The organism is Collinsella aerofaciens (assembly GCF_020181355.1).
Classification (GTDB): Bacteria; Actinomycetota; Coriobacteriia; order Coriobacteriales; family Coriobacteriaceae; genus Collinsella.
On the sequence record NZ_CP084004.1, the window covers coordinates 2,116,278 to 2,132,071 of the forward strand.

The 15,794-nt window shown below is 54.4% G+C and carries 9 protein-coding genes; 1 reads left to right on the forward strand and 8 read right to left on the reverse strand.

Features of this window, described 5'->3' with window-relative positions; translation table 11 throughout:
- Nucleotides 1-42: 42 nt before the first annotated feature.
- On the reverse strand, nucleotides 43-3,993 hold the full coding sequence (locus tag LCQ44_RS09260; protein ID WP_225093672.1) for an N-acetylmuramoyl-L-alanine amidase: 3,951 nt from the start codon (nucleotides 3,991-3,993) through the stop codon (nucleotides 43-45).
- 1,172 nt (nucleotides 3,994-5,165) lie between these two features.
- Here LCQ44_RS09260 and LCQ44_RS09265 point away from each other — a divergent pair.
- Nucleotides 5,166-5,615, forward strand: coding sequence for a DUF4869 domain-containing protein (locus tag LCQ44_RS09265; protein WP_225093673.1), 450 nt, complete (start codon nucleotides 5,166-5,168; stop codon nucleotides 5,613-5,615).
- A 776-nt stretch (nucleotides 5,616-6,391) separates the two neighbouring features.
- On the opposite strand, the gene LCQ44_RS09270 is transcribed toward LCQ44_RS09265, so the two are convergent.
- The 7 genes from LCQ44_RS09270 to LCQ44_RS09300 all read right to left on the reverse strand — a co-directional run bounded on the left by LCQ44_RS09270 (nucleotide 6,392) and on the right by LCQ44_RS09300 (nucleotide 15,643).
- Complete coding sequence (locus tag LCQ44_RS09270; RefSeq protein ID WP_225093674.1) at nucleotides 6,392-7,405, reverse strand: Abi family protein; 1,014 nt, start codon at nucleotides 7,403-7,405, stop codon at nucleotides 6,392-6,394.
- Nucleotides 7,406-7,685: 280 nt separating this feature from the next.
- Nucleotides 7,686-8,456, reverse strand: a complete 771-nt coding sequence (locus LCQ44_RS09275) for a hypothetical protein (protein ID WP_225093675.1) — start codon at nucleotides 8,454-8,456, stop codon at nucleotides 7,686-7,688.
- A gap of 276 nt (nucleotides 8,457-8,732) precedes the next feature.
- Nucleotides 8,733-11,219: a glycosyltransferase family 2 protein gene (locus tag LCQ44_RS09280; protein ID WP_225093676.1), complete on the reverse strand. Its 2,487-nt coding sequence runs from the start codon at nucleotides 11,217-11,219 to the stop codon at nucleotides 8,733-8,735.
- On the reverse strand, nucleotides 11,220-12,287 hold the full coding sequence (locus LCQ44_RS09285; RefSeq protein ID WP_225093677.1) for a glycosyltransferase family 2 protein: 1,068 nt from the start codon (nucleotides 12,285-12,287) through the stop codon (nucleotides 11,220-11,222).
- Nucleotides 12,288-12,299: 12 nt separating this feature from the next.
- Nucleotides 12,300-13,418, reverse strand: coding sequence for a glycosyltransferase family 2 protein (locus LCQ44_RS09290; RefSeq protein WP_225093678.1), 1,119 nt, complete (start codon nucleotides 13,416-13,418; stop codon nucleotides 12,300-12,302).
- A 74-nt stretch (nucleotides 13,419-13,492) separates the two neighbouring features.
- On the reverse strand, nucleotides 13,493-14,533 hold the full coding sequence (locus LCQ44_RS09295) for a glycosyltransferase family 2 protein (RefSeq protein ID WP_225093679.1): 1,041 nt from the start codon (nucleotides 14,531-14,533) through the stop codon (nucleotides 13,493-13,495).
- Nucleotides 14,534-14,539: 6 nt separating this feature from the next.
- On the reverse strand, nucleotides 14,540-15,643 hold the full coding sequence (locus LCQ44_RS09300) for a glycosyltransferase family 2 protein (RefSeq protein WP_225093680.1): 1,104 nt from the start codon (nucleotides 15,641-15,643) through the stop codon (nucleotides 14,540-14,542).
- Nucleotides 15,644-15,794 lie beyond the last annotated feature (151 nt).

Here is a 15,794-nt window from a genome sequence, read left to right on the forward strand (position 1 = left end):
GACTACAACCAGCGCAGTCGACCTAGAGAATTCATATTGATATTAGCCAATTAAAGAAATAATGCGCGCAATATTCTGACCATACGTGTCACCCGGAACAGCCCAGCGGCCATTTAAATCTTCCAAATATGGCGCAACTCCGAGAAAACCCTTAGACTGAAGGACTTCATATCGAGGATCCACACAAGTGTTATTCAACGCCGCACCAGTAGCATATCCTTTAAGATGCTGGACTTGGGCAAGCAAGCCCTGATATACATCGTCAAATCTAGCGCCTCCCGATTGTTGATTGACGGCGCCCAGTCCGGCGAAATTGCACTGATTCGGCTTTACGGAACCTCCAAATTGCAACCATCCAGTCTCAAGCATGGCCTGAGCAAAAACAACTTCCGGGCGAACCCCTTCAGAAACAGCGGCTTCGACAATTAATGAACAAAAATCACGAATAGTAGGTGCTCCCTTTGAAACAAATGCGTCTGAGGGATATGTATGTCCTGTTGATTCATATAAGTTCACCATAGCATCAACTGAAGTCTGCAGACTTCCCATAATTGGAGTACCCTCCACCGTGACCTTGCGGGTCAGGTGCCTCTCGGCGGAGCCGTCGATCACGTCGAGGTAGACGGTGTACTCGCCCGGCTCGGTCGGGGTCCACTCGCAGGAGGAGGAAGCGGAGGGCTGCTGGGCGACGCCCCACTTGGCCCAGCCGCCCTTCTCCCAGACGAACTTGTACTTGAGGCCGGAGGCGTCGCCGGACACCTTGGCCTGCAGCTTGACCGGCTTGCCGCAGAGGGCGGAGCCCGAGACTTCGAGCGACTCGACGGAGTAGCGCTCGCCGACCGTGACCTTGCGGGTCAGGTGCCTCTCGGCGGAGCCGTCGATCACGTCGAGGTAGACGGTGTACTCGCCCGGCTCGGTCGGGGTCCACTCGCAGGAGGAGGAAGCGGAGGGCTGCTGGGCGACGCCCCACTTGGCCCAGCCGCCCTTCTCCCAGACGAACTTGTACTTGAGGCCGGAGGCGTCGCCGGACACCTTGGCCTGCAGCTTGACCGGCTTGCCGCAGAGGGCGGAGCCCGAGACTTCGAGCGACTCGACGGAGTAGCGCTCGCCGACCGTGACCTTGCGGGTCAGGTGCCTCTCGGCGGAGCCGTCGATCACGTCGAGGTAGACGGTGTACTCGCCCGGCTCGGTCGGGGTCCACTCGCAGGAGGAGGAAGCGGAGGGCTGCTGGGCGACGCCCCACTTGGCCCAGCCGCCCTTCTCCCAGACGAACTTGTACTTGAGGCCGGAGGCGTCGCCGGACACCTTGGCCTGCAGCTTGACCGGCTTGCCGCAGAGGGCGGAGCCCGAGACTTCGAGCGACTCGACGGAGTAGCGCTCGCCGACCGTGACCTTGCGGGTCAGGTGCCTCTCGGCGGAGCCGTCGATCACGTCGAGGTAGACGGTGTACTCGCCCGGCTCGGTCGGGGTCCACTCGCAGGAGGAGGAAGCGGAGGGCTGCTGGGCGACGCCCCACTTGGCCCAGCCGCCCTTCTCCCAGACGAACTTGTACTTGAGGCCGGAGGCGTCGCCGGACACCTTGGCCTGCAGCTTGACCGGCTTGCCGCAGAGGGCGGAGCCCGAGACTTCGAGCGACTCGACGGAGTAGCGCTCGCCGACCGTGACCTTGCGGGTCAGGTGCCTCTCGGCGGAGCCGTCGATCACGTCGAGGTAGACGGTGTACTCGCCCGGCTCGGTCGGGGTCCACTCGCAGGAGGAGGAAGCGGAGGGCTGCTGGGCGACGCCCCACTTGGCCCAGCCGCCCTTCTCCCAGACGAACTTGTACTTGAGGCCGGAGGCGTCGCCGGACACCTTGGCCTGCAGCTTGACCGGCTTGCCGCAGAGGGCGGAGCCCGAGACTTCGAGCGACTCGACGGAGTAGCGCTCGCCGACCGTGACCTTGCGGGTCAGGTGCCTCTCGGCGGAGCCGTCGATCACGTCGAGGTAGACGGTGTACTCGCCCGGCTCGGTCGGGGTCCACTCGCAGGAGGAGGAAGCGGAGGGCTGCTGGGCGACGCCCCACTTGGCCCAGCCGCCCTTCTCCCAGACGAACTTGTACTTGAGGCCGGAGGCGTCGCCGGACACCTTGGCCTGCAGCTTGACCGGCTTGCCGCAGAGGGCGGAGCCCGAGACTTCGAGCGACTCGACGGAGTAGCGCTCGCCGACCGTGACCTTGCGGGTCAGGTGCCTCTCGGCGGAGCCGTCGATCACGTCGAGGTAGACGGTGTACTCGCCCGGCTCGGTCGGGGTCCACTCGCAGGAGGAGGAAGCGGAGGGCTGCTGGGCGACGCCCCACTTGGCCCAGCCGCCCTTCTCCCAGACGAACTTGTACTTGAGGCCGGAGGCGTCGCCGGACACCTTGGCCTGCAGCTTGACCGGCTTGCCGCAGAGGGCGGAGCCCGAGACTTCGAGCGACTCAAGAGACCAATTAACAACTTTGTATTTAGAAGTGCTAGTCACATACCCATTGGAGTCAATGACATCAGCATAGATCTCATATTCACCAGCCTGGGGCAGGGTCCAAGAAATCGACGGCGAAGTTAAGTCTTGACCGATTACACCCCAATTGGAATCACTCCAATCAGACCCAGCCCTATGCCAAACAAACTTATATCTAAGGCCATCAGTCTTGCCGCTAACATTTACACCGATTTTTACCGTTGACCCCGCATGTCCCAGTTCTTCCGAGAAGGAAATTCCATTGACGGAGTAGGGATGCGGGAACTGCGCGATGATAGCAGCAGCGTCAGCCTCTCCCAGACGACGGCAACCATCGTCCGAGAAATAGTTGGCCACATCACCGTAATTCGAAATGAAACCATGCTCGATAAGAATACCTGGAATTCCCTGCTCGCGAGCGCAGCGGATAACGGCGAACTCGTCGCCTACCTCCATTTGAAATACGCCGCGGTATGTTAGTCCCATAGCAGCAAGGTTGTTCATAACCTTGTTGGCAAGCTCAACAGAGACCTGCGTGTAGTCGGTGCCATTTGCGGTAGGAGCATAAACTTCTGCGCCGTGAGCTCCAGAAGACCCAGAGTTGATGTGAAAGCTAACAAAGGCCTGCGCGCCCTGATCAATGCAGCGCTGTACGCGATAAAGATAATCATTGCTGGGATAGTAGCCAGACTGCTCGCGCGCAAGAACGATCTTAAAGCCGTAAGCTTCAAGTTTATTTTTGCAGGCTGTCATGATCTTCCAGGTAAGATCGGCTTCACTCTTGCCATTACCCTGAGCGCCAGAATCCACCCCGCCATGTCCCGCGTCAAGTGCAATAACCCCCACATTACGCGCGGAGCGCTCAGCATAGGTGGAAATGCCATCGGGCGAATCGGCGCATTCCAATGCCTGCTGAATCGACTGGGCTTCAACGGCATTGCCATCGCCGTCCGCATAGTAAACAGAAGTGCTCTCAGAATTCATGGAGCTATCGATAATCGTAAACGAATAATCCCTGTCAGTGAGATCCACTACATGTTCAGTGCCATCATCCTGCAAAACATAGGTTATCGAAGTCAGAAAGTAAGTATTGGATTTCAACGTCGAGCCGAATACAAAAGCAGCCGAATTACCAGCGGATTCAGATGCAACCGTGGTTCCCTGTACTCCATTGGCACTTACATAGTTAAGCGTTGCGGAAGCAAGGATGTCGCCGTCATCGGGAGTAGCAAAGGCGACAACTTGATCAGTCCCGCTGGGAAGGCTCGGGTAGGCAAGATATACATATTGGAAAGAGGAATCGACCGGTTCAGCCTGCTGATGGTTCTCATATACATCAACGCCAAAATCCTCATCAGCCGATTCGTCAACGTTCGTTGCCGGCGATGAATCATCAGCAGCGTCGACATCGACAGAACCCGCATCACGCGAGGCCGCGCCACCATCGTCTGCAGTAGCAGCGTCCACGGCAGCGTCCGCAGACGGGACATTGCTCGCAGCGTAGGCAGCAGCCACAGGACCCATCAAGGATGAAATGGTCAAAAGACCAGCAAGAGAAAAAGCTGTTGAGGCACGCAATGCCTTTTTCATATCGGATCCCCCGTCACAAATAATGTTACTAAGAGAAGATTATCTTACAATCTCCTGTGCATCGGAAGTCCAGTTATTCGAAGCACGGGAATTGTTATAAAGGCAGATGGAAACATCCTCTTATGAAAAGCAGGTTACGTCTCAGCAAACTTTTGTCTTTTCGTCCTTCCATGAACACAGTGTTAGCTCTAGTTTTTGAAGCAATTAGCGGCGCCCCAAACAGCGCAAGCGCCAGTGACACGAAAATCCACTGAAACACGCAATTCGTTTAAGTACGCGGCGGACGACGAAAGCGTGTACACAGCCGCGAAATACAGCAAAATGCCCCAATGTTTCGCTTACATCAGAGGCGTCTGGGGCTTCATCGACAGAGTAACCTGGCTTACGCATTCAAGAAAAGTAGAGCGTGGTCTTCATGAATCAAACACCAGTAAGCAACGCTCGCGCGCGTCTTTGAATCTTCTAATGAGCAAGAAGAGAGGGATCTAGGAGAGACCTAATAGTTCTTGGAATCTGGGAATCATCGAACTCACCATCTTTAAACAAGAGAGAATCATATAGCTTCTTATCGTTCTGTCTCGAAAAGATATGAGTGACCAGATGCACATCGTGAGCCTTTGAAAGACAGTCTTCATCCCCTAAAGATTCAGCAATATAACAACCGTCCCAATCAAAAAAGCCGAGATAACCCCGGCTGATAATCAAAGAGGCGGTTTTCTGGTGGCTGTCAGCCGCGGCATCCTCACGGAAACCTAGTTGTCGCCGGAATTATAGTCCTCGGCGCGGACTCACCTTATCTCCCCGGTGCGGGCTCGATATCCTCTCGAATATCTAATCGTCTTGGACTTTAACCTGCCCAAGCACAGTACAGCTTTTACGTGCCGCCACACGAAGCTTAGCTCGTGGACTCTTTTCTAAAATATAGACCTTCAAAGCAACTTGGGTTCAAGCACGGACAAACAAAACAGGCACTGAATACAAGACTTGTTTATCAATAGTTATCAATCAAATGCGTTACCAGCAAATATCGTCCGTCTCATACGCTGCGATACAATCAATCTCACCAAATGCTTAACCAGTAAGTCGAAGGGACCAACGTGCTAACAATTCACTATGGTGATATGGAAAACGTTATCTATAATACGTCGGTTTACTTCGATAACATCTATTCGCCCGAATGGTTTCAAGATGCTTTTGCGCAGAGAATTATTAAATCCATTGATAAGGGCGACGTGGTTGGACCCGGCGCAATAAACACCAAGATCCTTGGCATTATCCCACCGGAAAGGCTATCGGGCGGAACTAAGACGCTGCTGCTCATGTACTTCATGCCTCAGAACATATACAACGCCACAACCTGTAGCGACAATTGCGCTTACTGGATTCTAAGAATCGCCGCACAGCATGATCTGACGATCAACCTCTACCATCTGATGGATTTTGGAAACGGCAAGTTCACGGCAACCATTGCAAACACGGGTGATGTCGTTCACACGATGTTCGACCTTGTCCCTATAGCCGCAAAATGCCTAAGGGAGAACTCCTGACACACCATTCGAAATCTAGACTATATCGGATAATATCGAGTTATATAAGCCTGTATAAACTTATCGCGGAAGTATCGAGCTTTCGTAATTTGTCTTAGTTAGTAGCCCACCATTGCTTTCTTCCAAGCTCAAAGCGAAAGAAAGTTAAGGACTTCCTAAATACCATTGCCTTAGACCGAGAAATACTCACTCTCATCGGATAAGTTCGGCCCCAACCACGGATCGCCGCTGAGGAAGAACTCCGGCCAGCGCTGCATGAACAGCGTTTGCTCGCGCTTCCAGCGGCGCAGCTTTTCCTCGTTAGCCTCTTCCCTGCCGCGCGAGGTGAACTCGTAGTGACACAGCTCGGCATAGGGCGTAAAGATGGTGTAGGTAGTCGCCCTAACAATGTTTCAATACTCCTCCTATATAAGGTTCCGCAAAGGCCGCCCGATGAACGACATCTAAATTGCGAGGGTCAAAAATAAGGGTATCGCTTGCAGCAAACAGCATTGGCATATAGGAGCTTTGAGCCAGTAAAGATCGACTAAGCAAACGGAGTACAAGGAACACATGAACGGTGGTAACCGGCGGCAAAAACACTGGTTTTTAGTACATCATCAATGTCGATCTACGCAGTTCCGCAAGTACCGTTGGAGATAGAATAAATGCAGTAGCCGAAAATGAAATATCTTCCGATTGGCGCGGCATAAAAATAGAGGGCGTCCCATAAAGAGAAGCCCCCTTGCAAAACGGCCGAACCGCTTTTCGAAGTGGAAATATTTTGCACCAGATGCCTAGGAATCGCAAGAAGGCATATCTTCAGCGTCACACAAATACCATGCGCCGATCACTTTCGACAAAAACGAGAAGGAGGAAGTGATGACCTCCGCACCTTTATAATAGTTGATGTTGCGATTTGCCCTAGAAATAAACTTGGAAAGCGATCGTGCTTTGTGTTTAATAACGCCTTTAGACGACACCTCTTTGTGCAGATATAGCGTTGTGACAATCTGACGTATTCGCTCATTGCTCATCCTTGCCTTACGCTGATAAGAGCCAACCCCATCTATTTTGCTCAATGCCTTCATAACGCCGTTATTTGCCCTTCGGGCATTCTCGCCCGAAGCAAGACCATTAAGAATGCAACTATTGTGAGCACACGCGTTGCGGAGATCTTTTGCCGCGCGAAGCAAATAAAACCTATCGCGAAGCTCATCATCGTCAAACCGTTTGGCGCAAAACAAAATGAATGAATTAAAGGCGCCAAAGGTAATAACTTCCAGAAAGGCCCAGACAGGCATATTAAAACCACTGTATTTTGCAAGAATGCCTGCAGAATAGGCACTCGACTCACAACGTGAAATCTCTTTTTTAACCCAGTTGGTCACATTCCCCTTGCTATCAAATGTATCCTGCTCGCTCAAATAGTCTTGAACGATTTCGTAACCGTCCTCGGCATGCTGCTCTATCCTGCCCAGCAAGTCAACTTTGCAGAAGTGCTCGATATCAAGAGTGAGTGAAATCATCTCGTTTCGAAGCAACATATCAATAATCGAAAGGTCAACAAGCATCTTGAAATCCAAGTTGACATATTCACCCTTGCGTTTTCCATCAGAAACCTTTGGAAATCCGGTGCGGTACGAGCGCAAGCGAAAGTAATTGTTGTTCTTCGTCAGATACTCGACTGCCTCTGCCTCGCTCATATAGCGGAAACGGACACCCCTGCTCTTAAGATGGGAGACTTGTTCCCAAGGAGTAAGCCAAGGCTTTTGATCGCACATATCTTGTTGACGAATAGGACTATTCATTGCGCTCTCCAGCGTATTTGATGAAATAACAGATTGATTTTATCCTAACTTTAAATTCCTATTAAACAGCCGGACGCTCATGCAAATACATCATGGCACGCCGCCGTCCATCTTGCCTTGAGCTCGTTACAACATTTGCATTAGCTTCCACAGAATTAGGAGGAGTATCCTCTCGCTATCTCATTTTGAGTCGAGTAACATCGTAAATTGACCCGACCTGAGCCACTGTCCAGCACACGGTGCAGAAACCCTCCCCCAAGAAAGAAGTTTTTTATCGCACTTACACCCACCAAGGCTCCTCTTCATACTTTTCTGCATAGGGAGAACGACACCTACTAGCAAATTCATAAACCAATAGATAGAGTTCATATGCGTCGCGATCTATCCACGCCATTCCTTCTCGGTCGTATCGCGTCTGTTCCTTTTCACACTTTTTGACAGCGTCGAGTAACTCGAAGTAGCCGCAATCACCGGAGTCAAAAAGATTACATTTCCCGATAACATCCTGATAATCACCGCGAACTGCATTAATTTTCCTAGCGATAGCAGATATCTGTTTAAGTTTCCATGAACCAGGAAAGTAGGCGAATTTCGATTTCAGAACGTAAACGTCGTCTTCAGAGGGAAATTTAGCCTCCAATCGAAGATAGGATCCTACTGACTTTCGAATTCTATTCTCCAAATGAAGCAGATATCGTCGCGTATGAGAATCTTCATCTGAGTAGTAGCGCTCGCATTCAGCCCTTTCGCAATGTTCAATTGCCTGAATTAAAGAATCCCTTTGTTCATGCCTATCATCCGATATGCAAAGCAATTGGGAGACGCATGACTCTTCCTCCTCGTAATAAGCCAAAAGAAGTCCCAAGGTGTCTTCGCATCGAGGTAGATGCTCAATGTAGCATTCATCCATTCCGCCCAGCTCAGACAATAACGGCTGAATGCCAAATAAAAAACGATCTTCAAGCTCCCGACAGCGATCGCAGTATTCAATTGTGCCGACAAACAAAGATGATATTCCTGCGCCTAAAACCGCCAACAAAACCTCGTTCATCTGTTCATCCGTTAAAATGACCGCGTTTAGAGGGCAAATATAGAAAATAAACGAGATAGCCGCAACGATGGATGACGCTATTACGATCGTTCTCGATAATCTCATGCTGTTTCACCCTTAGACAAGCGGACTGCACTTGAAATTCCAATAATCGCATCGACACGTATAAGAAAAGCTAAGCGTAGGCTCCACGAATCAAACTCCAGAAATTTAGCAAAAACCCAACGCCCTCACAGCCCTTGAGCACCCTATGCTGGATTTTCACGTCACCTCGCACTAAAGCGAGAAGTACTCACTGTCGGAGGATAAGTTCGGCCCGAGCCACGGATCACCCGTCAGGAAGAACTCCGGCCAGCGTTGCATGAACAGCGCCTGCTCGCGCTTCCAACGGCGCAGCTTTTCCTCGTTGGCCTCTTCCCTGCCGCGCGAGGTGAACTCGTAGTGGTACAGCTCGGCATAGGGCGTAAAGATGGTGCGGTAGCCCGCCTCCCACACGCGCAGGCAAAAGTCTGCGTCGTTAAAGCCGACGGCGAATTCCTCGTTATAGCCTCCGACCTGCTCAAATACGTCGCGTCGCACCATCTGGCAGGCGCCCGTCACGGCGCTAAAGTTGCCCGGTCGCACAGCACGGGCAAGATAGCCCTCGCGCTTTGCCGAGAAGTCCTGGTTGGCATGGGCAAGTGCGCCGCGCACGCCAACCAAAATGCCGGCATGCTGCACCAGATGATCGGCAAAGTAGAGTTTGGCGCCCACCACGCCCGCATCGGGACGCTGCAGATAGCCCATCGTCTCTTCGATAAAGTCGGGGCTTATGACCTCGGTATCGTTGTTGAGCAGCAGCAGGTAGTCGCCCCTGGCGTGCTTCACACCAAAATTGATGATCTGAGAGTAATTGAACTCGCCCGGCCAGTACACAACACGTGCGTTACCCTTGCCTTCGGATACTACAGCCACGCGCTCTGGCAGGGTTTCGTAATACGCAAACGTCTCCGGGGCTTTGCTGTTGTTCTCCACCAAGACGATCTCGTAATTGGCATACGTTGCCTTCTGAGCGATCGACATCACGCAGGCATCGAGCGTCTCAATGTGATCCTTGGTGGGAATCACAATACTCACCAGCGGCGCAGACTCCGGCAGCGCATAACGCATGCGATAGACAAACGGCGTCTCGGTCTCCTCGACCGTTCCGCAAATGCCCAGCGCGTTAAAGTGGCGCTGCAGCGCAAGACGGCCGGCTTCGATAGCATACGGCTTGCTATCGGCAGAGCCGTCGGCGGTCGATCCCGGATGCACGCGCCAGTGATACAGCACATGCGCAACGTGCTCAAAGCGCGCGCCGGCTGCAAGGCAGCGAAGCGTCAAGTCGTAGTCCTGGGCACCCGCAACGTCTTCTGGGGACGTGCCAATACGATCGATTAGCGCCTTCTCCACCATCAGGAAATGCGTCACGCAGTTATGGCTATAGAGCAGATCGACGTTGAGCTGCGTCTTAAAGACAGGCTGACCCCACTCCCCCGTTTTCTGGAACATGTCCTCGTCGCAGAACAGGACCTGGGGGCGCTCGCCCTCGGCCGCCTTATTCAGCGCGGAAACATACTGGAATAACGCGTCCGGCTCCAGAATGTCATCGTGGTCCAAGAACGCGATGTAGTCGCCCGTCGCTTGCTCGATACCTGCGTTGGTGTTGACCACAATGCCGCCGTTGCCGGGAAGCTCGATGCGACGGATGCGCTCGTCGTTGGCACCTGCCACAAGGGCGGCCACCGCATCCCATTCAGGCGAGGCATCCATAAGGAGCAGTTCCCAGTTGTCATAGCTCTGGGCTAGCACCGAGTTCAGCAGCTCGCGCAGGTATTCCCGATCAGTCTTGTAGCACGGCACCACAATGCTCACGAGCGGTCTATAGGCAAAGGCCGCCGAAGCGACACGCTGGCACGCCAAATCGCCCGGCTTTGCGCGATGTCGCTCAAACCAACGTCGATAAGCTGCGTCGTCTGCACGCGCGTCCTTCATGCGGTTCCAACTGTCATCGACCATGCCGTTGTACAGGCGACCATCCATGGCGCAAAACCCGCTCTGGATCTGCTCTGTGGGGTCGCTCACAATCGCGACAAAATCTCGTATATCCTGAGGCATCTCAACGCTCAGATACGTTTTATTGACGCGGCATCCGTTGCGCTGCGGCACATCGATCTGCGACTCAAACACATGCACGGTAGCATCGATGGCATTCATATGCGCATCGAAGATCTGGAGCTCAGGCGCGCACTGGAGGTCTCCCGCCCAAGTAACCTCATAGCGCCACACCGCGCCGGCGTCTGCCGGCAAATAGCGAGTGGCATCGATCTCGTAGAAGCCGCAGTGTTCGCCACGCTGCGCATCGCGGATAAGCGCACACAGCGCAGGCTTTGCTTTGTAGTTAATCTTGGATTCCAGCTTGGCCACGCGGCTATCGAGGCGAATGGAGCCCAACCTTTGGCCACCGGATGCAAAAACGACATCCATCGACGAGCCATCCAAAAACGGAAGCACCAAGACGGCGAGCTCGCGCTCGTAATCGGAAACGGAAGGGCAAAGCGCCAGCACGCGGCCGTGATCGACCGGGAGCACCAGCGACGGCACACAAGAGCCGCTCGTCGTCGCATGGGCAAACGCTTGAGAACCCTCCCGCTCGATAAGCGCGGCGACATCCTGACCGGCAAAACGAAGCAGCACAAACAGACGGCCCTGACTGCGGCAAAGCGCCAAACGCTTGATACTCATCTACACTTCTCGCTTTCCCAGGGCGTTCGCTGCCATGCGTTTGCAGGCACCCAGGCGCCCAAACCTCAAGACGTCGTAATCGAACATGAGCTTTTTGCACTCACGGGCATTGGGGGCCTTGCTGGTAAGCGCCGCACGCACCATAGCAGCAACAGAAGGAGCGCATTGTGCGAGCGCAGCATCGCTGCCCGCGGCAGAACCGGCAAGCGCCGTGGCAACGGCAGCAAACACCTTACCGCAGTCCGTACTCAACAGCCTGAGCGCATCGTACAGCACCAGATCGCAGAGGAAGTACGCCAGGTCATCGGCATGCTGAGCATCGAGACCGTCGCGCTGCCAGTCAGCCAGCACCGCGGAGTAAATCTTCACGTGCTCCAGCAGACGTGTCTCGTCGTCGTAGCGCATGGTGTCCATGAGCGAACCCTTGCGCGCTACGCGGTAGTCATACAGCTTGTTCGAGATAAGCGCGGTCTTACGCGAACGACCGTACACGGCAAAATCGAAGACCTGGTCCTCGCCATACTTAACGGTTTCGTCGAACACGATCCCGTTACCCAGCAAAAACTCACGCTTGCAGGCAGTGCGCCATGCAAAGGGGCGAGAAGCTTCCTTAAACAGCAGGTCGGAGCTATAGCCTTCAAACGACACATCGCGCGGGCTCAGCACATAGTTAAGCCACGGATACCCCGCCTCCAGCGGATACGGATTCGCGCCAAAGGTCAAAACGTCGCAGTCCTCGCACTCAAAGGTATCGACGATCACGCGGCATGCATCGGGCGTAAAGCGGTCGTCGGAATCCAAGAACGCGACGATAGGCGCCGTGGACGCAGCGATGCCTGCATTACGTGCACTCGACAGGCCACCGTTCTCCTTATCGACCAGCGTAAAGCGCGCATCCTTTTCGCAATAAGCGGCCGCAATATCGCGCGAGCCATCCGGTGAGCCATCGTTGACCAGCACGCCCTCCCAATCGAGCATATCCTGCGCAAGCAGGGAGTCCAGGCACCAGGCCAGGCACTCCTCCACTTTATAGATGGGAACGACAACGGAAATCTTGGGGGTAACCATAATCACTCGCTCCTACAGTGCGGCCGGAACGTCATCAGGGTGCGGGTTGTCGCCGTAGGTGCGCTGATACGTCAGCACGCGCCAGACCAGCGGCAGGCCGCCAATCTTAAAGTAGTGCTTAAACGTATTGAGCTTGCCCGGCTTCTTAAAGTCAAAGCGCGAATCGATATAGGCGCGGGGCGACTTGACCATCAGGCGCAAATCGGTCTCGCCGCGTGGATCAAACAGCGACAGGTCAAAGCGACCGGCATCCCAGTCGGCCTTGAGCTCGGGTGAAGCCTTCTCCCAAAACTGCCCACGCAGCTCATCGACCAGGCGCTCATCATTCCAACGGTACGTATCGACCTTCATGCGCATTAAAATGCCCTGGAGCTGAGCCTTGAGCTCGGGACGCTCGTCCAAAAAACGTTGCATCTCGGCATATTCGTCGCACACGCAAAACACCTTGTTGGGCGAATTAACGGAGCTCTTCTCGTTATCCTGGCGATAGCACAAAATGGGGTCCGCAATAAACGCGGCGCGCTCGGCGCAAGCCCAAACCTTAAAGTTAAAGCCTGCGTCCTGATACGAGGCACCCGGCGTGGGAAGGAACCGAATCTGATTGTCGTTGAGGAACTCGCGCCGATAGATAGCCGACCAAATGGAAGGTTTGCGGTAGAAGATGCCCGGGCGATCGACAGGGCGATACGCGGCGCCCGTCATATGCTCGTCGATAATCCCAAACAGCTCACGGCGCTCGCTGGGCGTGGACCAATACTGGTAAAAGTCGCCCTTCACCACATCGGCATGCTCAGCATCGGCCTTGGCGACCAGCTTTTGGAGCGAATCCTCAAACATAAAGTCGTCGGACTCCAGAATGCCCACGTATTCGCCGCATGCCATCTCCAGGCCGCGGTTCATCGAGTCGCCGTAGCCGCTGTTGGCTTTGTCGATCATCTTTACACGGGGGTCGCGCTCCATGTACTCGCGGATGATATTCGGCGAGCTATCAGTGGAACCGTCATTGATACAGATGATCTCGATGTCCTTGAGCGTCTGCGCCACGGCGGAATCGAGGCACTCGCGCAGATAGCGCTCGACATTGCAAATGGGGACAAGCAGCGAAACTTTAGGGGTATCAGAGTTCTGCAAGAGAACCTCCTGTTGAATAGCGTGTAACAGGGTTATTTTAGCAGCCGGGTTGCGGCGGGCGGCAGCGCTTGGAATTAGATAAAGCGCTCCAGACAGGCTTTGAGACCGCGAGTCGAAAGATAGAACAGCGTGGCGTCTGCCATCGAAACGCCCGAGGTCGCCGCAACGAGCTTGTGGGCAACACGCCGAACGGCGCCCTTAGCAGGCATATCCGCCCACGCCGTTCCCAAAAACGTCGTGAGATCCATGTTGACGCGAGCCGCCACGCGATAGAAACCATCGGCATCCAAGCGCGCCAGGTCGAACACAATTAGGTCTAAAAACCAAGTTATCAGCTCGCCGGGGCACAGGTCCAAAAGACCGTAGGCCGCCCAGTCCTCCAAGACCTCCTCGAGCATCCTCATGTGGGCGTCAAGCTTTTTGGCGCGAGCATCGGCACTGTTGAACTCGTGCGTCGCCGATTCACTCTCCATCACGTAGTGGTAGAACTTGTCCGGCATGACGACGGTCTTGCGGGCAAGCGCATAAGCCGCAAATTGGAAGACGACGTCCTCGCCCAAAGCCAAACCGGGGGCGAAGCGAATGCCTTCGCGATTGAGCAGCTCGCGTGAAAAAGCCGCGCGGCATGCATAGGGCTGTGCGTTTGCGTGGAACAGTAACTGGGGATCTCGTGCGCCAAAAATGCCCGCCTTGGGACTCATGAGTTGCTGGACGCGTTTGGGGGCAGCATCGGCGGGTTCACAGACACCGCCAAAAACGGCAGCCTCGGCATCTGCAGACTCCATGGCATGCAGCACGCGCTCGACCGTCTGGGCATCGATGTAATCGTCGGCGTCCACAAAAAAGACGGTCTCGCCCTCGGCGGCATCGATACCAGCATTTCGAGCACACGAGACGCCCGCGTTTTCCTGGTCAATCACCAGTACGTGATCGTCGGCCTGCGCGATCTGGCGCAACACGTTCAACGAATCATCAGTCGAACCGTCGTTGACGCAGACAACCTGAATCGAGCGCTCGGACTGGGCCAACAGCGAATCGAGACATCGCTGAATGGAGCGCGCAGAGTTGTAAACGGGGACGACAATGGTAGCTTTAGGACACGAGGCCTCTCCCATGCCGACCTACCCCCTCAGCGATTCGATGAGGAAGGCAGCAACCACGCCTGGGCCTCCAACCGAGGCGTAATACTTAGCACGCCCCAAGGCACCATCCGTCGCAAAACTCGGGTGCTCGTCAACCCAGCCCTCAGGATCTTTGAGGATGGCAGCGAGATTTGCGCGCTTCCACGGCTTGAGGTCGTCAAGCGAAAAGTCCCCGGCGTCCAAGGCCGCCTGAAATTCCTTGGCCATCTGCACCAGGAACTCCTTATAGAACTTAGGCGCCAGGCGCACGTAGTTCCACATGTACGAATCGTACTTAATGAGCTGATTGAACTTGAGCATGCGCGCGACATCGACGCTTGCGTGGTCGCGGGCATAATCCTCTCGAATCCAACGCTCAATCTCGGCATACTCGGTATTGACGCAAAAGACCTTAGCCGAAGAATTGACCGAGGAATTCTCGTTGTCCTGTCGATACGACAAAACAGCATCATGCAGGTAAACAGCCTTATCGGCGCACGCGATCACCTTAAAGGCGAATGACGTGTCCTGAAAGGATGCCCCCGGAGTCGGCAGGAACTTAATGCCGTTGCGCTCAAGAAAATCGCGACGGTACACTGCCGACCAAATCGACGGCTTTTGCTTAAAGAACTGCGTCGTGTCGCTCGGGTGCACCGGCTTACCGCAGTCCTTGGCCTTAAACATCTCGTGCAGTGAACGGCGCTCCTCGGGCTTAGACCAGTAGAAATCAAAGTTCGCCTTCGCAAAGTCGGCATTATTGCTATCGGCGGCCGAGACAAGCTTTTCGAGTGCGTCGGGCGCCATAAAGTCATCGGACTCCAAGATGCCAACGTACTTGCCACGCGCCATCTCCAGACCGTGGTTCATCGAGTCGCCGTAGCCGCTGTTGGCCTTGTCGATCATCTTGACGCGCCTATCGCGCTCCATATACTCGCGGATAATCGCCGGCGAGTTGTCGGTCGACCCGTCGTTAATGCAGATGATCTCAATATCCTTGAGCGTCTGCGCCAGGGCGGAATCGAGGCACTCGCGCAGGTAGCGCTGAACATTGTAAATGGGAATAAGCAGCGACAGAACAGGGCTGCCAGAGGCGTTAGTAGACAAATGTGCTCCTTAGGAAATACCTGTCGTTTCATGGTATCAAAGGGTCAGCGCGCCAGCGGGCGTTTATATAATCTATGGAGCCTCTTGCGGGCAAAGCAGCCCCACGTCATGCGGCGGGCCCATGGCAGGTTCCTGCGTTTTATTCAAAGCT